Origin of the sequence: Gordonia lacunae, from assembly GCF_002149015.1 — a bacterium.
GTDB lineage: Bacteria > Actinomycetota > Actinomycetes > Mycobacteriales > Mycobacteriaceae > Gordonia > Gordonia lacunae.
Genome location: NZ_NGFO01000014.1, coordinates 43,724 through 62,674 on the forward strand (window position 1 = coordinate 43,724; position 18,951 = coordinate 62,674).

The 18,951-nt window shown below is 69.2% G+C and carries 19 protein-coding genes; 12 read left to right on the forward strand and 7 right to left on the reverse strand.

The genetic code is table 11. The annotated features are described in order from the left end of the window. The first annotated feature begins 2 nt into the window (after positions 1-2). From rfbD to manB, 3 genes are all read left to right on the forward strand, one after another. Positions 3-953 (forward strand): dTDP-4-dehydrorhamnose reductase, encoded by a 951-nt coding sequence (gene rfbD, locus CA982_RS13460; RefSeq protein ID WP_086535822.1) that lies wholly within the window; start codon positions 3-5, stop codon positions 951-953. A 5-nt stretch (positions 954-958) separates the two neighbouring features. Beyond that, positions 959-1,837, forward strand: coding sequence for a glycosyltransferase family 2 protein (locus CA982_RS13465; protein WP_208617945.1), 879 nt, complete (start codon positions 959-961; stop codon positions 1,835-1,837). 81 nt (positions 1,838-1,918) lie between these two features. Next, on the forward strand, positions 1,919-3,052 hold the full coding sequence (gene manB / locus CA982_RS13470; protein WP_010842912.1) for a mannose-1-phosphate guanylyltransferase: 1,134 nt from the start codon (positions 1,919-1,921) through the stop codon (positions 3,050-3,052). An 18-nt stretch (positions 3,053-3,070) separates the two neighbouring features. On the opposite strand, the gene CA982_RS13475 is transcribed toward manB, so the two are convergent. Then, the gene (locus CA982_RS13475; protein ID WP_086535824.1) at positions 3,071-3,718 is read right to left on the reverse strand and encodes an O-methyltransferase; all 648 of its coding nucleotides are present in this window, start codon (positions 3,716-3,718) and stop codon (positions 3,071-3,073) included. Between the two features lie 290 nt (positions 3,719-4,008). Here CA982_RS13475 and sigE point away from each other — a divergent pair, with 290 nt between their 5' ends. The 4 genes from sigE to tatB all read left to right on the forward strand — a co-directional run bounded on the left by sigE (position 4,009) and on the right by tatB (position 7,436). Continuing rightward, positions 4,009-4,620 carry an RNA polymerase sigma factor SigE gene (gene sigE, locus CA982_RS13480; RefSeq protein WP_086535825.1) on the forward strand — a complete coding sequence of 204 codons (612 nt, stop codon included), beginning with the start codon at positions 4,009-4,011 and terminating at the stop codon, positions 4,618-4,620. Positions 4,621-4,871: 251 nt separating this feature from the next. Then, positions 4,872-5,396, forward strand: a complete 525-nt coding sequence (locus tag CA982_RS13485) for a hypothetical protein (protein WP_051987056.1) — start codon at positions 4,872-4,874, stop codon at positions 5,394-5,396. Next, positions 5,393-6,925 carry a S1C family serine protease gene (locus CA982_RS13490; RefSeq protein ID WP_086535826.1) on the forward strand — a complete coding sequence of 511 codons (1,533 nt, stop codon included), beginning with the start codon at positions 5,393-5,395 and terminating at the stop codon, positions 6,923-6,925. Before CA982_RS13485 ends, CA982_RS13490 begins: the two co-directional genes overlap by 4 nt. A gap of 31 nt (positions 6,926-6,956) precedes the next feature. Next, positions 6,957-7,436, forward strand: coding sequence for a Sec-independent protein translocase protein TatB (gene tatB, locus CA982_RS13495; protein WP_086535827.1), 480 nt, complete (start codon positions 6,957-6,959; stop codon positions 7,434-7,436). Positions 7,437-7,445: 9 nt separating this feature from the next. Here the strand turns inward: tatB and CA982_RS13500 are convergent, their stop codons facing one another. The 4 genes from CA982_RS13500 to CA982_RS13515 form a co-directional block, all read right to left on the reverse strand. Next, positions 7,446-8,591: an Mrp/NBP35 family ATP-binding protein gene (locus CA982_RS13500; protein ID WP_086535900.1), complete on the reverse strand. Its 1,146-nt coding sequence runs from the start codon at positions 8,589-8,591 to the stop codon at positions 7,446-7,448. 58 nt (positions 8,592-8,649) lie between these two features. Then, positions 8,650-9,771: a lytic transglycosylase domain-containing protein gene (locus CA982_RS13505; protein ID WP_086535828.1), complete on the reverse strand. Its 1,122-nt coding sequence runs from the start codon at positions 9,769-9,771 to the stop codon at positions 8,650-8,652. A 302-nt stretch (positions 9,772-10,073) separates the two neighbouring features. After that, positions 10,074-10,598 carry a DUF1003 domain-containing protein gene (locus tag CA982_RS13510; RefSeq protein WP_086535829.1) on the reverse strand — a complete coding sequence of 175 codons (525 nt, stop codon included), beginning with the start codon at positions 10,596-10,598 and terminating at the stop codon, positions 10,074-10,076. Further along, positions 10,595-11,896 (reverse strand): magnesium transporter MgtE N-terminal domain-containing protein, encoded by a 1,302-nt coding sequence (locus tag CA982_RS13515; RefSeq protein WP_086535830.1) that lies wholly within the window; start codon positions 11,894-11,896, stop codon positions 10,595-10,597. Before CA982_RS13515 ends, CA982_RS13510 begins: the two co-directional genes overlap by 4 nt. Positions 11,897-12,019: 123 nt before the next feature. On the opposite strand from CA982_RS13515, the gene CA982_RS13520 reads away from it, so the two are divergent. From CA982_RS13520 to CA982_RS13540, 5 genes are all read left to right on the forward strand, one after another. Beyond that, positions 12,020-12,508, forward strand: a complete 489-nt coding sequence (locus tag CA982_RS13520; protein WP_086535831.1) for a YflT domain-containing protein — start codon at positions 12,020-12,022, stop codon at positions 12,506-12,508. A gap of 204 nt (positions 12,509-12,712) precedes the next feature. Continuing rightward, positions 12,713-14,125 carry an extracellular solute-binding protein gene (locus CA982_RS13525; protein ID WP_208617946.1) on the forward strand — a complete coding sequence of 471 codons (1,413 nt, stop codon included), beginning with the start codon at positions 12,713-12,715 and terminating at the stop codon, positions 14,123-14,125. After that, a complete protein-coding gene (locus CA982_RS13530; RefSeq protein WP_086535832.1) occupies positions 14,122-15,318 on the forward strand; it encodes a sugar ABC transporter permease in 1,197 nt (398 codons plus the stop codon). The genes CA982_RS13525 and CA982_RS13530 overlap by 4 nt, the downstream gene beginning before the upstream one ends. 4 nt (positions 15,319-15,322) lie before the next feature. Then, positions 15,323-16,153, forward strand: a complete 831-nt coding sequence (locus CA982_RS13535; protein ID WP_086535833.1) for a carbohydrate ABC transporter permease — start codon at positions 15,323-15,325, stop codon at positions 16,151-16,153. Between the two features lie 3 nt (positions 16,154-16,156). Then, positions 16,157-17,332: an ABC transporter ATP-binding protein gene (locus CA982_RS13540; protein ID WP_086535834.1), complete on the forward strand. Its 1,176-nt coding sequence runs from the start codon at positions 16,157-16,159 to the stop codon at positions 17,330-17,332. A gap of 28 nt (positions 17,333-17,360) precedes the next feature. On the opposite strand, the gene CA982_RS13545 is transcribed toward CA982_RS13540, so the two are convergent. Next, positions 17,361-18,218 carry a chromosome partitioning protein ParB gene (locus CA982_RS13545; protein ID WP_086535835.1) on the reverse strand — a complete coding sequence of 286 codons (858 nt, stop codon included), beginning with the start codon at positions 18,216-18,218 and terminating at the stop codon, positions 17,361-17,363. After that, a complete protein-coding gene (locus CA982_RS13550) occupies positions 18,208-18,897 on the reverse strand; it encodes a metallophosphoesterase family protein (RefSeq protein ID WP_086535836.1) in 690 nt (229 codons plus the stop codon). Before CA982_RS13550 ends, CA982_RS13545 begins: the two co-directional genes overlap by 11 nt. Positions 18,898-18,951: the final 54 nt, after the last annotated feature.

The following is an 18,951-nucleotide window of genomic DNA, read 5'->3' on the forward strand; positions in this document are numbered from 1 at the left end:
CGATGGTGCCCATGCGTGTCACGCCGAGCAACCCCACCGTGTACATCGTCGGCGCCGGCGGGCAACTCGGAACGGCCATGCAGGAGCGTTCGGCGCGGGTTCCCGACACGGTCGTGCGACCGCTCACCTCGGCCGACATCGACATCACCGATCCGACCTCGGTGGCAGCCGCGCTCGGCGACCTCGACCCCGACGACGTGGTGGTCAACTGCGCGGCGTACACCGATGTCGACGGCGCCGAGTCCGACGCCGAGGGCGCGCGCCGCGTCAACACCACCGGACCGGGGGTCCTCGCCGCCCGCACCGCCGACGCCGGCGCGTGGCTGATCCACGTCTCGACCGACTACGTGTTCCCCGGGACGGTCGAGGAGGGATCCCGCCCGGCCGCGGGCGACGGATACGAACCCGACGACGTCTCCGGCACCCCGGCCACCGTGTACGGCCGCACCAAACTGGACGGCGAGCGCGCCGCGCTCTCGGCGGATCCGCGGACCACCGTCGTGCGGACGGCATGGGTCTACACCGGCGGACCCGACAGCCGCGACTTCGTCGGCACGATGCGACGCCTCGAACAGTCGCGGGAGACGGTCTCGGTCGTCGACGACCAGCTCGGGTCACCCACTTACTCACACGATCTCGCCGACGGACTCTGGGATCTGGTCGCGGGCGGGGTGCGCCCGGAGGTCGCCGGCGCGGTGCTGCACGCGACGAACTCGGGCAGCGCCACCTGGTTCGATGTCGCCCGAGGGGTTTTCGAGGAGATCGGGGCGCGGCCCGACCGGGTCCTGCCCACGACGACCGCCGAATTCCCGCGCCCGGCGCCCCGCCCCGCCTACTCGGTGCTGTCCGGGCGGTCCTGGACGGCCGCCGGACTCACCGCGCTCCGTCCGTGGCGACACGCGCTGCACGCGGCGATCGCCGCGTCGGACGCCGGCACCGGTTCGTTACCCTGATCGGCGTGCCTGTTCAGCCAGCCGTGGTGACGGTGACCTATTTCTCCGGCGATCACCTCACGACCTTCCTGCGTAGTCTTGCCGCCGTCACCGACGTCATGCCGCAGGTCATCATCGCCGACAACGGCTCGGAGGACGGCGCGCCGGAACGCGCCGAGCAGGAGTACGACACGGTCACCCTCGTCCGGACCGGCGGCAACATCGGTTACGGCGGCGCGATGAACCGCGGTGTCGCCGAGATCGACCCCGACGTCGAGTTCATCCTCATCTCCAATCCGGATGTCGAGTGGAAGCCGGGAGCGATCGAGGAGCTGATGGCCGCCGCCCAGCGCTGGCCGCGCGCGGGCTCGCTCGGCCCGCTGATCCGTGAACCGGACGGCTCGATCTACCCGTCGGCCCGCCGGGTCCCCGACCTCGTGTCGGGAACCGGACACGCGATCCTCGGCACGGTCTGGAAGTCCAATCCGTGGACAGCGGCCTACCGCGCCGACGACGAGACCCCGTCAGAACGTGCGGTGGGCTGGCTGTCGGGTTCGTGTCTGCTCGTGCGGCGCAAGGCCTTCGACGCCATCGGCGGATTCGACGCCCGCTACTTCATGTACATGGAGGACGTCGATCTCGGCGACCGGCTCGGCAAGGCGGGCTGGCAGAACGTGTACGTGCCCACTGCGGAGGTCGTACACACCAAGGGGCACAGCGCGGGTCGCCATCCGGAGAAGATGCTGCCGGCGCACCATCGCAGTGCCTACCGGTTCCAGGCCGACCGCAACCCGGGCCCCTGGCGTGCGCCGCTGCGACTGGCGTTGCGGATCGGGTTGGGTGTGCGGTCCCGGCTGGCCGTGCGTGCGGCGCGCCGCGCGTCGGCGAGCGAAACCGGCTCATGAGTGCTGAAGTAACACCGAGTGCTGACGTGAAGAACGAGTGCTGAAGTGAAGACCAGACACCGCGAGGAAGGACCCGATCCAGTGGACAACTACACCGTGCGTGAGTCGGTGGAAAGACAGTCCGTGGGGGGATCGGACGACATCAGGGAGGATGTCGAGGCAGTCATCCTCGTCGGCGGCAAGGGAACCCGTCTGCGTCCGCTCACCCTGTCGGCGCCCAAGCCGATGCTGCCCACGGCCGGGCTGCCGTTTCTCACCCATCTGCTGTCGCGCATCCGCGCGGCGGGGATCCGCGACATCGTGCTCAGCACCTCGTTCAAGGCCGAGGTCTTCAGCGAGTACTACGGCGACGGTTCGAAACTCGGCCTGCGCATGCGCTACGTCACCGAGGACGAGCCGCTGGGCACCGGTGGCGGTATCCGCAACGTCCTCGACGAACTCACCGCCAGCACGATCGTGGTGTTCAACGGCGACGTCCTGGGCGGCACCGACGTCGGTGACGTCATCGACAGCCACCGCGCCGCCGACGCCGATGTCACCATCCATCTCGTTCGCGTCAGCGACCCGCGCGCGTTCGGCTGCGTGCCGACCGACGGCGACGGTCGGGTCACTGCGTTCCTGGAGAAGACGCAGGACCCGCCGACCGATCAGATCAACGCCGGCACATACGTTTTCAAACGCGAGGTGATCGAGTCCATTCCGTCCGGGCTGCCGGTCTCGGTCGAGCGTGAGGTGTTCCCGCGGCTACTCGCCGAGGGCAGCCACGTCCATGCACACGTCGACCACGCCTACTGGCGCGACATGGGTACGCCCGAGGACTTCGTCCGCGGCTCGGCCGATCTCGTCCGCGGTATCGCGCCGTCGCCGGCACTGGGCGACCGTCGCGGCGAATCCCTCGTCCACGAGGGCGCGGGCGTCGGTCCGGGTGCCCTGCTGATCGGCGGCACCGTGGTCGGCCGCGGCGCCGAGATCGGCCCGCGCGCCCGTCTCGACGGGGCGGTCGTCTTCGACGGCGCGGTGATCGAGGCCGGCGCGGTCGTGGAACGGTCGATCATCGGTTTCGGTGCCCGCATCGGGCCCCGCGCGCTGATCCGGGACACGGTCATCGGCGACGGCGCCGACATCGGCGCGCGTTGCGAACTGCTGCGCGGTGCGCGGGTGTGGCCGGGTATCGAGATCCCCGACAACGGGGTCCGGTTCTCGACGGACGTCTAGTCCGGGGGGCGGGTCCGTCTACCGGATCTTCGCCGCGGCGAGCACTCCGGGTCCCAGCGGGATGACCACCGGCAGCAGTTGCTCGTCGTCGGCGATGAGCAGGGCCGCCTCACGGGCGGCCGCCGTCGGCGGCTCAGTCCGGGCCGGATCGCCGACCGTGCCGTCGGCGGTCGCGTTGTGGACGACGACCACCCCACCCGGCCGGAGCATCCGGACCGCCTCGCCGACGAATCGGGGCAGATCGAGCAGGGGCCCGTCGACGAAGACCAGATCGTAGGACGCGTCGGACAACCGTGGCAGGACCTCGACGGGCGTGCCGTTGATGAGCCGGGTGCGGCCGGGCGCGATGTCGGCGCCGGCGAACGACGCCCGTGCGGCCCGGTGGTGCTCGGGCTCGGGGTCGATGGTGGTCAGCACGCCGTCGGCCGACATTCCGTTGAGCAACCACAGGCCGCTCACGCCGGTGCCGGTCCCGATCTCCACCACGGCGCGCGCGTCGGCCGCACGGGCCAGCAGGGCGAGCAGCGCGCCGACCGCCGGGGAGACCGGCGTCGCGCCCAGTTCCTCGGCGCGAGCGCGGGCGGCGATGACGGCGTCGTCCTCGACGATGGCCGACTCGGCGTAGGCGATCAGGTCGGGGCGTGCGGACGGCGTTGACTCGGTCACGCGTCGAGGTTAGTCCGACCCCGCGGCCGAACCGGACGCGGCACGCCAGACCTGCGCGAATCCGCTCGCAGCCGGACGGCCGGCGCATCCTCAGGCAACACTCAGGCGCCTCATACGGCGGCCACACTCGGATAGGAGAGGGTGAGAGCTGTTCCGGTTGGGACAGTTCCCGGGAGGTCGGTGTGAACCCCCGGCAGTTCGGGAATACCCAACCGGAGTCATCCGTTCGACTTCGGTGAGTGCTTGGGTCACCGGGTGCGTGTTCACGAGAGAGGAACCGACCACCGACCATGATCGATCCCCGCGATCCCGCCGACGCCGTGCCCGCGGGCACCGCAGGTTTCGACGCCACCGGCGACGAACTGCTCATGCCGTCCTGGGACGACCTGGTACGCGAACACGCCGACCGCGTCTACCGCCTGGCCTACCGCCTGTCGGGGAACCAGCACGACGCCGAGGACCTCACGCAGGAGACCTTCATCCGGGTCTTCCGCTCGCTGTCGAACTACCGCCCCGGCACCTTCGAGGGCTGGCTGCACCGCATCACCACCAACCTGTTCCTCGACATGGTCCGCCGCCGCAGCAAGATCCGCATGGAAGCCCTGCCCGAGGAGTACGACCGCGTGCCGGCCGACACCCCGGACCCGCAGCAGATCTTCGACGCGACGAATCTCGACCCCGACCTGCAACGTGCGTTGGACACGCTCGCGCCCGACTTCCGCGCGGCCGTGGTCCTGTGTGACATCGAAGGGCTGTCCTACGAGGAGATCTCGGCGACGCTGGGCGTCAAGCTGGGTACGGTGCGCAGTCGTATCCACCGCGGCCGGCAGAGCATCCGCGACGCCCTCGCGGCACAGGGTCACACGAGCAGCCGTTCGGTCGCGATCGGCTCGCATTCCTGACTTCGGTGCCCCGCCGCCGCGTGGCCCGGGAACCCTGCTCCGCCGAGCTTCGTTGTGAGTCTCGGATAAGCTGAGACGTTGCCCGTGCCGTTGCGCACAACGCCGACGATGTCCCCGGTCCGCCGGGGAGTACGCGTTCGGCGGACGGCATCGGATGCCGCCGGTCGGTACCGTGGCAGAAGAGCAGCAGGCCCAGTGGCAACACAGGATTCATCGTGCGGCGGTTTCGTCGTGGAGAGGGGTGAACGACGATGATGGACGGCGATCGCGGGCGTCCGACCGGGAGTGGCGGTGTCGAGCCACCGACCCCCAACCTCCGTCGTCGGCGGTCGTCCTGGACTCCCAGCAGGTGGAACACCTGGAGTCCGGCTCCCTCGTCATTCCTGCCCAATCGCGGCTACCGCGCACCGGGAACGGCCGGCGGGCGCGGCTTCGCACCCACCGAGCACCTGGCCCCCGAGGCGGTCGCGGCGTTCGTCGACGGTGAGCTCGGCATGTCCGCGCACGCGCGGGCCGCTCACCACCTCGCGCTGTGCCACGAGTGCGTGGCGGCCGTGGAGGCGCAGTCGCTGGCCCGCACCCGGCTGCGCGAGTCCGGCCGGGTGTCGATCCCGGACTCCCTTCTCGGTCAGCTCTCCCAGATCCCCACCCGCGAGATCGACATGACCTCCGGACGACCCCGCCCGACGGAGTTCGGGCCGACGGTGTCGCCCGATGCGCCGACCGACGGCATCCCCGCGGCCCGTGGCCGCGCCTTCCGCCGCCGGGGCCGGTGAACGTGGCTCCCGACGCCGATTCTCCCGACGCCGATTCTCCCGACACCGGTGACGCGCAGTACGCGCGTCCGGCCGAACCGCCCGAGTCGCAACAGCTGACGCCGTCGCGGCCCCGGCATGCACCGGTCTCGCCGTCGACCGCGCAGGTGTTCGGCCGACCGTCGGGCGTGCGCGGCTCGTTCGCCACCTCGACCGACAACCGGTCACCCGAACCGCAGGTCGCGGCCCCCGATCCGGTGCTCGCCGAGGCCTTCGGACGGCCGGCGGGTTCGGCCGAGACCCTGCAGCGGGATCCCCTCGCGACCTACGGCCAGACCGAACAACCGCGCACGCCGGACGACCCCTGGCGTGACCCGGAGAGTCCGGCCCGGCTCGACGCACCGGCGCTGGCCACCGCGTCCGTCGAGACCCCCACCGAAGCCGGTCCGAAGCTCGGGGTCCGCGACATCCTGCTCGGCAAGCGCCTCAGCTGGGTGGCCCTGGCGACGCTCACGGTGATCGCCTTGCTCATCGGACTCGTCGGCGGACTGATGGGCCGGTACACCGCGGAGGTGGCCGCGCCACTCACCAGCGACACGGTCGAGTTGTCGACCGAGGACACCGGCGGCGACGCCGGGCCGCGGTCGTCCGTGGCCGAGGTGGCCCGCGCCGTGGAGAAATCGGTCGTCGCCATCGACGTCCGTGCCGCCGGGGCCTACGCGACCGGGTCGGGATTCGTCATCGACAAAGCGGGCTACATCCTCACCAACAATCACGTGATCTCGATGGCCGCGAACGACAAGAGCGCCAAGCTCGAGGTCGTGTTCTTCGATCGTCAGCGCGTCCCGGCGCGCATCGTCGGACGCGATCCCAAGACGGATCTCGCGGTGCTGAAGGTCGACAACGTCGAGAACCCGACGGTGTCGGTCCTCGGCAGTTCGGGCGACCTGCAGATCGGTGAAGAGGTCGTCGCCTTCGGATCGCCGCTCGGACTCAACCGAACCGTGACCAGCGGCATCGTCAGCGCGACCGACCGCGCCGTGGCGCTGACCCCCGACGCGGAGTCCGACACCGACGCGGTGATCGACGCCATCCAGACCGACGCCGCGATCAACCCGGGCAACTCCGGTGGCCCCCTGGTCAACGCCGAGGCCCAGGTGGTCGGGATCAACACCGCGGGACGCCTCGGCGCGGGCGGCGGCAACATCGGGCTCGGATTCGCGATACCGATCGACGAGGCCAAGCCCATCGCCGAGGCGCTGATCCGCGACGGTCGCGTCAACCACCCGCAGATCGGGGTCAACGCGAGTTCGGTCCGCAACGAACGCGTCCTCGGAGCGCAGGTCCGCAACGTCGTGGCGGGCAGTCCCGCCGAACGTGCGGGGGTCCGCGAGAACGACGTCATCACCTCGTTCAACAACCGTCCCATCGAGAGCGCCGACGAGTTGAACGTCGCGATCCGGACCGCGAACATCGGTGAATCGGTGCCCTTCCAGTACTGGCGGGCCGGTCGGACGTTCAGCGGTACCATCACACCGGCGAGCGACTAACCACACCACCGCACAGGTCAGGACGAGGCACATGTTCAGCAGCATCGGATGGGGCGAGATCGCGATCCTGGTGGTCGCGGCGCTGGTCATCCTCGGCCCCGAACGCCTGCCCGGTGCCGTCTCGTGGACGATGCAGTCGGTCAAGAAGGTCCGCGATTACGCGACCGGCGCGAGCAATCAGCTGAAGGACGAGCTCGGCCCCGAGTTCGAGGACCTGCGCAAGCCGCTCGCCGACCTGAACGAGCTGCGGGGTATGACGCCGCGCTCCATCGTCACGAAACACCTTCTCGACGGCGATGATTCGCTCTTCCGGTTGAACGAGAGCGCGACGACGGTCGATCGGACGTCGACCCCGGCGGCCCCGGAGATCAAGCCCGTCTCGGCGCCCCTGTCGTTCGAGAAGCACGAGCCCCCGGAGAAGCCCGACTCCGCTACGGGCAACCCTGCTGCTCCGAACCGCACGCCGCGCACGGGGTCGCGGCCGGCCGCGGCGGACTGGGACGCGACCTGACCCGACCGGTCAGGAATTCCGGATGGTGTCGAGTCCCAGACTCATCCCGGCCAGACCGCGCTTACGCGCCGCGAGCTTGCCCGCGATCGCGCGCAGTGCGGACCCCGAGGCCGATTCCGGCGCCGACAGCACGACCGGGACCCCGGCGTCGCCACCTTCGCGCAGGGCGGTCTCGAGCGGCACCTGACCGAGGAGATCGACCTGAGCGCCCACGGCACGCGTGAGGCGCTGCGCCACCTGCTCGCCGCCGCCGGACCCGAACGGTTCCATGCGGCTGCCGTCGGGCAGTTCCAGCCACGACATATTCTCGACGACACCGAGGATCTTCTGACGCGTCTGCAGGGCGATGGCGCCCGCACGCTCGGCGACCTCGGCCGCCGCCTGCTGTGGGGTCGTGACGACCAGGATCTCCGCACCCGGGATGAGCTGGGCGATGGAGATGGCGACGTCACCGGTGCCCGGCGGCAGATCGAGGAGCAAGACGTCGAGATCGCCCCAGTACACATCCGCGAGGAACTGCTGGAGCGCACGGTGCAGCATCGGACCACGCCACGTCACCGGGGTGTTGCCGTCGGTGAACTGTCCGATGGAGATGAACCGCACCCCGTGATTGACCGGCGGCATGATCATGCGCTCGACCTGGGTCGGTTTGGCGTCGCTGCCGAGCATGCGCGGGACCGAGTGGCCGTAGATGTCGGCGTCGAGAACGCCCACGCTGAGCCCGCGTTCGGCGAGTGCCGTCGCGAGGTTGACGGTCACACTCGACTTGCCGACGCCGCCCTTGCCCGACGCCACCGCGTAGACGCGGGTGAGTGAACCGGGTTGGGCGAAGGGGATGACCGGCTCGGCCTTGTCTCCCCGGAGCTTCTTGCGGAGCTCGGTGCGTTGCTCGTCGTCCATCACGTCGAGCTCGACGCGGATCGCGCCGACGCCCGGCACGTCGGCGACGGCCGTCTCCACGCGCTGCGAGATCTCGGTGCGCATCGGACAGCCCGACGTCGTGAGATACACGCCGACGTCGACACTCGCGTCGTCGTTGATGGTGACCGACTTGACCATCCCGATGTCGGTGATCGGCTTGCCGATCTCGGGATCCTTGACCTTGCCCAGAGCGGCGCGAACTGCCGATTCCGTGGGCGCGACTCCTGTTGTCATCTGGTCCAGACTACCGGCGGCACCGACGACGCCCGGCGGAGGTCCTCCGATCGCGGTGTCAGCGAACCGGAACGGGGGCGCCCGCCGCGCCGGGGCGGTTCGGTCCGGCATTTCCCGCGGGGGCCTGCTTGACGGCCGGAGCGTCCTTCTTGGTCGGCGGGGGCGCGGGCTGGCCCGGGAACAGCGGTGGGATCGACGGCAGACAGACGATGATGCACGGCTGCGGCGGCGGGCTCGGCCGGCGCGAGGAGGAGGGCGACGACGACGACGACCCGGACTCCGGTGTACTCGGCTTGCTGGACTTGCTCGAACTACTCGAGGGCTTGCGCTTCATCTCCGGGATGGGGTTCGTCGGCATCACGCCGGTCGCATACGCCCCGGCCCAGCCGAGCACGTTCGCGACATACTCCATCGACCGGTTGTATCGCAGCACCGCCGACACCCGGGTGCGCTCGTTCATGATGTCGGTGACACCGGCGCACAGATACCGGCCCGCCGAGTAGGTCGCATCGAAGATGTTGTTCGGGTCGGGTTTCCCGTCACCGTTGGCGTCGGAGCCCCAGGCGGCCCACGTGCTCGGGATGAACTGCATCGGGCCCATCGCGCGGTCGTGCCCAGGGTCGCCGTCGATGCGCCCGCCGTCGGTGTCCTTGATGACCGCGTTCCCCGCCAGGGAGCCGTCGAGGACCGGGCCGGCGATCGGGTTGATGGTCGTGCCGTACTGATCGACGGAGCCGTTGCTCGCGTGATTGGACTCGATGCGTCCGATGCCGGCGAGCAGGAACCACGGGAGCTTGCACTGGGGGCTCTCGGCGGCGACGCGGTTGGCGGCCAGCTTGTAGGCCTGCAGGACGACGCCGGGGATTCCCAGCGGGCCCGACGGGAGATCGGCGGCGAGCCGGAACTGCGGCGACGGCAGCGCCGCCGCGGGCTTCTCCGGCGGCGGTGCGAAGCCGAGCAGCGCGACCGGGGTGCCGGCGACGACCTCGGCCAGCACCACGGGGGCAGCCGGTTCGGCGATCGGGGTGGCGACGGTGCCCCCGGAGGCGCTCGACGTCGCGGTGCCCAGCACCAGCGCACCGACGAGGCAGCCACCCACGGCGAGGGTCGCGGCGCGGCGCGGGAACGACGACGGACGACGCGGTCCGCGGCGACGGCGGACGATGTCGAGGGGCCTCATCGACGGCTCCGGTCGCCCGGCACGGCCCCGGGACGCTGCCCGATCATGTCCACTCCGTTGTCAACACACACATCTGCCCCCGAGAACGCGGCCATCACCACCCGCGGCCCGGTTCGAGAGCCGCTCGCATGGATGCACCGGACGAATCCGTCATGTCGTGGTCGACACCGGGATTCGGTCCGAACTGTGACCCACCATACATATGGGTCTGACGTCCCAGACACGAACTCCACTTTTGGTGTCAGTGATCGAATCGCTCGGACGGCGGCCAGGGTTACGCCGGAGCCGGTGCGCTGCGGAGTTCAGCGCGTCCGGTCGCGCGTACCCGGGCCGCCGGACGGCTCGTCGTCGGCGGTGGCGCCCAGTCGCTCGGTGAGTTCGTCGAGCAGATCGTCGAGTTCCTTGCGCAGGTAGTCGCGCGTCACGGTGTCGCCGACCGCGAGCCGGACGGCGGCGAGCTCGCGCGCGAGGAACTCGGTGTCGGCCTTCGTCTGGGCCGATCGCAGGCGGTCCTCCTCGAGCGAGACCCGGTCGCGGTTCTCCTGCCGGTTCTGCGCCAGCAGGATCAGCGGGGCCGCGTACGCCGCCTGTGTCGAGAACGCGAGGTTGAGCAGGATGAACGGGTAGGGGTCCCACCGGATCGACACCGCGACCAGGTTGAGCGCGATCCAGACGATCACGACGACCGTCTGGATCGCCAGATAGCGCCCGGTGCCCAGGAACCTGGCGACCCGCTCGCTGTACATGCCGACGACGTCGGAGTCGAGGTTGAACGAGATCGTCCGACGGGTGCTGGGGGTGTCGAGTTTGCGTCCCGGTTCGCTCATCGGATGATGTCCCCGCCGGGGCCGACGGCGTCCTCGGGCTCGGTCTCACGCCAGTCGCGCGGCAGGATCTCGTCGAGCAGGTCGTCGACGCTGACCGCGCCGAGCAGATGCCCGGCCTCGTCCACGACGGGCCCACAGACCAGGTTGTAGGTCGCGAAGTATCTCGTCATCGTCTCCAGGGAGTCCTCGGGGTGGAGTTGCGCGAGGTCGGTGTCCAGGATGCCGCCGACGAGATGGGCGGGCGGTTCCCGGAGCAGGGCCTGCAGGTGCACGCAGCCGAGGTACTTCCCGGTCGGCGTCGCGGTGGGCGGGCGGACGACGAACACGAGGCTCGCCGCGGCGGGCGTCAGGTCGGGATTGCGGACCCGGGCCAGCGCCTCGGCGATGGTGGTCGACGGGGTGACCACGATGGGTTCGGAGGTCATCACACCGCCCGCGGTGTCGGGGGAGTGGAGCAGTAGGCGCCGGAGGGGTTCGGACTCCACGGGGTCCATCTCCTCGAGGAATGCCTCGGCCTCGGTGTCGGGCAGTTCGCCGAGGAGGTCGGCGGCGTCGTCGGGGTCCATCGCCTCGAGGATGTCGACGGCACGGTCGCGTCCGAGCGCGGCCAGGACCTCTTTCTGGTCGTCGGACGGCAGCTCCTGCAGCACGTCGGCGAGCCGTTCGTCATCCAGGGCCGAGGCGATCTCGTCGCGCCGTTTGGCCGGCAGTTCGCGCAGCGCGTTGGCGACGTCGGCCGGGCGCATCCCCTCGAACTGCAACAGCGCCTGGGCGACTCCCTGTCCCGGGAGGTTCAGCGCGCTCTGGGTGATGCCCTGCACGCTGGACCACTCCACGACCTGGGTCTCGTGGCGCCGGCGCAGGCCGCGACGGCCCGCCCGGATCGCGACGCGTGAGACGACCCAGTCGCGGGTCCGGGTCTTCTCGATGCCGAGGTCGATCACGGTCACGTCGGCGTCGGCGAGCTCGGGGAGATCCGGATCGACGACCCGGACGTGGGTGTCGAGGACCTGTCCGATGGCGAGCGCCTCGCCGGGCCGCAGGTGGAGCCGGCGGAGGCTGACGGTGCCGGTGTTGAGGGCCACGGCCTGGGGCTCGATCGCCGTCACCCGCAGCATCGGCACGAAAATCCTACGCCGAGTGGTCAATTCGACCGCCAGGCCGAGCACGCGCGGTTGCTGTCCGGACATGCGGATCGAGATCACCACGTCGCGGACGCGTCCGATCGATTCACCGTCGGGACCAAGGACGGCCAACCCGACTAATCTGGCCACGAACACCTTGCTCACCGACGACATGGGAGTAAGGGTAGTGCCATCGGTGCAGCGGAGGCCGACGGCAGACATGGAACGCCCATCGGTGGGGACGAGTCTCATGGTCGAGTCCCACCGCAGCAGTCGCACAACAGGGAAGGCCCCGACATGACCAATCCCATGCGCCCGAGCCGCGAGACGCCGGGCCTGCCCACCCCGCCGAAGGGCTGGCCGATCGGTTCCTACGGAACCTACGCCGAGGCCCAGCGCGCGGTGGACTTCCTGTCCGACGAGAATTTCACCGTGCAGGACGTCACCATCGTGGGCGTCGATCTCATGCAGGTCGAGAGGGTCATCGGCCGACTGACGTGGGGCAAGGTGATCGGTGGCGGGCTGGTGTCCGGCGCCTGGCTCGGCTTCTTCTTCGGCTGTCTGGTGGCACTGGTGTTCGCCGGCTCGCCGATCGCGCCCATCCTCGTGGGCATCGTCGGCGGCATGGTCTTCGGTGTGATCTCCGCGACCATTCCGTACGCGGCGACGCGCGGCCAGCGCGATTTCGCCTCGACGATGCAACTCGTCGCCGGCCGTTATGACGTGCTGTGCGATCCGAAAAGCGCAGAGAGGGCGCGCGACATGCTCACCCGCCTGACCTTCTGAGCGCACGTCCCGCGCTCGGACACGGTGGGATCACAATCGCTCGCGGAGTGGCACGCCCATGCCGAATGTGTTGCATGTCACGAATCCTCACGTATAGCGTTGCACTTCGGACGCTCACGGCGGAGCACCTGGTGCGCCCGCCGCGTACGACATCGAGGAGGCTGCGTGCGGAGCAGGGTCAGGACTGACGGATCTACCAGGCGCGTGAGACGGAAGGTCCTCGCCGCGGCGGTGGCCGCGGCGGCCATGCTGCCCGTCCTGTCCGCGTGCGGCTCGGGATATGAAGCGGGCGTACTCAATTTCTACCCGCCGGCCGACGGTGCGGACACCTTCGCCGAGATCGGCGACAAGTGCTCGGCCGATTCCGGTGGGGCGTACAAGGTCGTGACCACACCGCTGCCCAAGGGCGCCGATGATCAGCGTCTGCAGCTCGCGCGGCGCCTCGCCGGCAACGACAGCGGCCTGGACCTGATGGGCATGGACGTCGTGTGGACCGCCGAATTCGCCGACGCGGGCTGGATGGTGCCGGTGCCCGAGGACAAGGCCGCGGAGATCTCGGCACGCACACTGGGCGGCCCGCTCGACACCGCGGTGTGGAAGACCGACGACGACGAGCGTGAACGGCTCTACGCCATCCCGTTCTCCACGAACACCCAATTGCTCTGGTACCGGCCGGATGTCCTCGCCGAGGACGTCGACCGACGCCGCCCGGCGTCGACGTGGAACGGCATGCTCGAGGACGCGCTCGTCAGCGGGCGCAACGGCGGCCCGACCTACATCATGGTGCAGGGCAGGCAATACGAGGGCCTGATGGTGTGGTTCAACTCGGTGCTCGCGAGTGCCGGCGGCCAGATCGTCGACCCGCAGGACCCCGACAAGGTCACCCTGAACGACACTCCCGAGCATCGCGCCGCCACGGTGCGCGCGCTGGAGACCCTCAAGCGCGTGGCGACCGCACCGGGTGCCGACCCCTCGCTGACCAACTCCGACGAGGGTGCCGCCCGGCTCGGGATGGAGAGCGGAGAGGCCCTGTATCAGGTCAACTGGCCCTTTGTCTTCGCCGGGATGCGCGAGAACGCGGTGGCCGGAAGCGTCGCCTTCCTCGACCTGACCCAGTACGCGAACCTCTACGCCGACACCGCGAACCCGCCGTCGGCGGCCCAGGTGGTCCCGCTCAACCGGGAGATGCGGCGGGTCTTCGACTTCGCGCCCTACCCGGGCTTCGAGGGACTCCCCACGAAGACGACACTCGGCGGCATCAACATCGCCGTCGCCAGCACGTCGAAGCAGCAGGACCTCGCCTTCCAGGCCGCGGAGTGCATCACCAGCGAGGCGTCGCAGAAGGCGTTCTCGTTCAGCGCCGGACCGCCGCCGGTCATCGAATCCATCTACGACGACGCCGATTTCCGGCTCGCCTACCCGATGGCCGACGAGATCAAGCGGCAGCTCGAACCCGAGCACGCCGCGCTGCGCCCGAAGTCGCCCGACTACCAGGCGATCTCGACGCTGCTGCAGGCCAAGTTGAGTCCGGTCGGCGCCTGGGAGCCGGAGGCTCTCGTCGACGAGCTCGCCGAAGCGGTTCAGAAGGCCATCGACGGGGAAGGGTTGATCCCGTGAGCGACAACACGACACCCGGCGACGAGGAGCGGACCGGCGACGACGCGCGGTTCCGCGCCGGCCGCCATGCCCTGCCGGACGACGCCCCACCGCAGACCGGCCCGATCCCGATCGTCGGTGACACGCCGCCGGTGCAGTCGGATCAGGTGTGGACCCCACCGCCGGGCGGGCGGCACGACGCCGGCTCTCCGGTGAGCGGTTCCGACGCCACCCGGCCCCCCGCGTCGGCACCGGCACCGGCTGCCGCCCCGGGCGCCACGGCGGTCGCCGAGCGTCCGCGTGCCGACGCTGCGCCGGCCGCACCGCGCAAGCGCAGTGAGGGCAAGGCCGCCGAGCGTCGGCTGGCCTTCTGGCTCGTCGCGCCGGCCGCGCTCATGATGATCCTGGTCACCGGTTACCCGATCGTCTACGCGGTCTGGTTGTCGCTGAACAAGATGAGCCTCTCCGCGCCCGGCGAACGGGAGTTCGTGTGGTTCGCCAACTACGCGACCGTTCTCACCGACAACTACTGGTGGACCGCCTTCGGCGTCACGGTCGGGATCACGGTCGTGTCGGTGATCATCGAGCTCGTGCTCGGCATGGCCATCGCGCTCGTGATGCACCGAACGATCTTCGGGCGCGGCACCATTCGCACCGTCGTCCTCATCCCGTACGGCATCGTGACGGTGGCGGCGGCGTTCTCCTGGTACTACGCGTGGACACCGGGCACCGGATACCTCGCGAACCTGCTGCCCGACGGCAGCGCGCCGCTCACCGAGCAGTGGCCGTCGCTGGCGATCATCGTCCTGGCCGAGGTCTGGAAGACGACGCCGTTCATGGCCCTGCTGCTGCTGGCCGGTCTGGCACTCGTGCCGGACGATCTGCTCAAGGCGGCGCAGGTGGACGGAGCCGGGGCGTGGACGAGGCTGTGGCGCATCATCCTCCCGCTGATGAAGCCGGCGATCCTGGTGGCCCTGCTGTTCCGCACCCTCGACGCGTTCCGCGTGTTCGACAACATCTACGTCCTCACCAGCGGGTCCAACAACACCTACTCGGTGTCGATGCTCGGTTACGACAATCTGTTCGGCGCCTTCAACCTCGGCGTCGGTTCGGCGATCTCGATCCTGATCTTCATCTGCGTCGCGATCATCGCGTTCGTGTTCATCAAGGGGTTCGGCACCGCCGCACCGGGTTCCGACGACGAGGGGAGGTAAGCCGTTGAATACGAGCGGAAAGTCCAAGGCCTGGTGGTCGATCGCCAACATCCTGGTGATCCTGTACGCGCTCATCCCACTGCTGTGGATCATCAGCCTGTCGTTCAAACCGGCGGGCAGCGTGACCGACGGGAAATTCTGGCCGAGTGAGTTCACACTCGACAACTACAAGAACATCTTCGAGACGAGCGCGTTCACCTCGGCGCTGATCAACTCCATCGGTGTCGGACTCATCACCACGGTCATCGCGGTGATCCTCGGGACGATGGCGGCGTATGCGGTGGCGCGCCTGGACTTCCCGGGCAAGAAGCTCCTCATCGGTGCCGCCCTGCTGATCGCGATGTTCCCCCAGATCTCGCTGGTGACACCGCTGTTCAACATCGAGCGGCGTCTCGGGTTGTTCGACACCTGGCCCGGCCTGATCCTGCCCTACATCACTTTCGCGCTACCACTGGCGATCTACACCCTCTCCGCGTTCTTCCGGGAGATCCCGTGGGAGCTCGAGAAGGCCGCGAAGATGGACGGCGCCACGCCCTGGCAGGCCTTCCGCAAGGTCATCGCGCCCCTCGCGGCCCCCGGCGTCGTGACCGCGGCGATCCTGGTGTTCATCTTCGCCTGGAACGACCTGCTCCTCGCGTTGTCGCTGACGTCGACCGAACGGGCCATCACCGCGCCGGTGGCGATCGCGAACTTCACCGGCAGTTCGCAATTCGAGGAACCGACCGGGTCGATCTCGGCCGCCGCGGTGGTCATCACCATCCCCATCATCATCTTCGTGCTCTTCTTCCAACGTCGAATCGTGGCCGGCCTGACCTCCGGCGCCGTGAAGGGATAACCCATGGCAGACATCGTTCTGGACAACGTCTCCAAGCAGTATCCCGACGGCTCGACGGCCGTGCACGGGGTCGACATCGAGATCGCCGACGGCGAGTTCGTGATCCTGGTGGGTCCGTCGGGCTGCGGAAAGTCGACGACGCTCAACATGATCGCCGGACTCGAGGACATCTCGGGGGGTGAACTGCGGATCGGCGGCGAGCGGGTCAACGAGCGTGCGCCCAAGGACCGCGACATCGCCATGGTCTTCCAGAGTTACGCGCTCTATCCGCACATGTCGGTGCGCGAGAACATCGCTTTTCCGCTGACCCTTGCGAAGATGCCGAAGGATCAGGTGGCCGCGAAGGTCGACGAGGCCGCTCGCATCCTCGACCTCGGTCAGTACCTCGACCGCAAGCCGGCCAACCTCTCGGGTGGTCAGCGTCAGCGTGTCGCGATGGGACGCGCGATCGTGCGGTCGCCCAAGGCGTTCCTGATGGACGAGCCGCTGTCGAACCTCGACGCGAAGCTGCGTGTGCAGATGCGCACCGAGATCTCGCAGTTGCAGCAGCGTCTGGGCACCACCACGGTCTACGTGACCCACGACCAGACCGAGGCCATGACCCTCGGCGATCGTGTGGTCGTCCTGCGTGGTGGGTACGTGCAGCAGATCGGGACGCCGCAGGAGTTGTACAACAACCCGACCAACGTGTTCGTGGCCGGTTTCATCGGTTCGCCCGCGATGAACTTCCTGTCCGGGCGCCTCGGCTCCGACGGCATCGAGACCGCGATCGGCACGATCTCACTCGAGGATCATCGTGCCGTGGTGTCCCGTGCCGGCGATGTGGGCAGCGGCGGAGACGTGTTGATCGGCATCCGCCCGGAGCACCTCGAGGACGCGTCTCTCGTCGATTCGACGACCCGCGGACAGGGTGCGACGTTCACCGCGAACATCGACGTCCTCGAGTCGATGGGGTCGGACATCTACGCCTACTTCAGCGTCGGCTCGAGCCGGGCGTCGAGCGATGCCCTCGCGGAGCTCTCCGCCGACTCCGGGACCGATCTCGGCGGCAACCAGCTCATCGCACGACTGTCCCCGGACTCGAAGGTCAGCCGCGGCAGTTCGGCCGAACTCTTCTACGACGCCTCGAAGATCGCGGTGTTCGATCAGAGCTCGGGAGCATCCCTGCGCGTTCGCTGAGCGGCGTTCGCGTCCTCCCGGCGGTGGGTCATCGCTTCCGCCGCCGGGAGTGGTCGAGCAGTTCGTCGAAGACGTGCTCGTCCCAGATGTGCCTGCGCACGAGACGATAACGCTCGCAGGCGACCCACATGTACAGCTCGGCGTCGCTCTCGAGGTCGGGCCGGATACCCGCGCGCCGGGCCATCCGAACGACCGGCAGGAACTCCTCACCGAACCAGCGGCGGGCGGTCTCGGTGCGGTTGAGGAACTCGCCGATCTCCTGGCTGAGACGGAATCCCCAGGCTTCGACGTTCTCGGCGAGTTCGGCGTAGTCGAACGGGAAGCTGAGCCGGATGGCCTCGGCCTGGGAGCCCTCGAGCGGCACGCGCGACAGGAACAGTCGTCGGTGGTCCTTGAGAACCAGATCCGATGTCGCGTTGATGCCGTCGGGGGAGATGCGGGTGTGGATGAGGGTGACGTAGGCGTCGATCGTGGCCCAGTTCCGTGCGATCGCGATGGACACGCGGTGGTGACCGTCGATGACGAAGTGCATCGACCCGATCCGATAGAGCTGGACCGGCGGCACCGACTCGCCGCGTCGTTGCGCTGCGGCCAGCCGTTGCCAGCGCTCACGCCCGCGTGACGAGGTGGGCCGGAAGTAGCGGTCGAAGTCCTTCGTCCGGTCGACGCTGCCGACGATCGAGGACACCTCGACCACCTGCAGACCGAGCGAGGTCTCCCCGGTCCGGCCGAGAGCGGCGACCACCTCGTCGAACGGGAGGATGGTGTTCACGTCGGCCGGCTGACGCATGAACCACTGCGCGAGGCGGGCTCGTTCGGCCTGGCGTCGCAGCCGGGCGAAGTCGTTCTCGGCGTCGGCGTCGGGAAAACCGGTGTCACGCGCCATATCTGCGCCTCACGATCTCGACCTCCCGGGTCACGGGATCGATGTCGAACTGACAGAAACCGACGACGTTCATCGACGTCGTCGACGGCCCGATGGGCAGATCCGACGGCCGTTCGCCGTAGGGATGGACATGCCCGTGGATCAGCAGTGCCGGCTGCAGCGAGCGCACCAGCGGATGGAAACAGTCGAAACCCCGGTGGGGGAGATCGTCACGGTCGCCGACGCCGCGGGCCGGGCTGTGGGTCAGGAGGATGTCGGCGCCGCGCGGCGGTGACAGGGCGGCGGTGCACCGCAGGCGGAGCGAGCGGAGCCGCTGCTGGGTGTCGGTGTACTGGTTGGTGCCACCGTTGTAGCGCCGGCTGCCGCCGAGGCCGCTGATGCGGAGCCCGGCGACCGAGACGGTGCGACCGTCGGCGTTGACGGCACCGCAGGGTCCCGGATCCTCGGCCGGAAGGCCCGCGCGTGTCCAACCGGTCCGGCCGCGCCGATAACCGCGCAGGTCGCGGTCGTGGTTGCCGGGTACGAACACGCACGGCGCGTCGCACAGCGACGACAGGATCTCGAGGTACTCGAACGGGAGGTCGCCGGCGCCGAGAATGAGGTCGGGACGGGACTCGATCCCCACGCCGAAGGTGAGGGAATCCACCACCTCGTCGGCGACAGCCAGAACCCGGACCATTGCTCCAGGCTAGAGGAGCACCCCGGACCCTCGCGCCGGAGTCGGTAGCCTGTC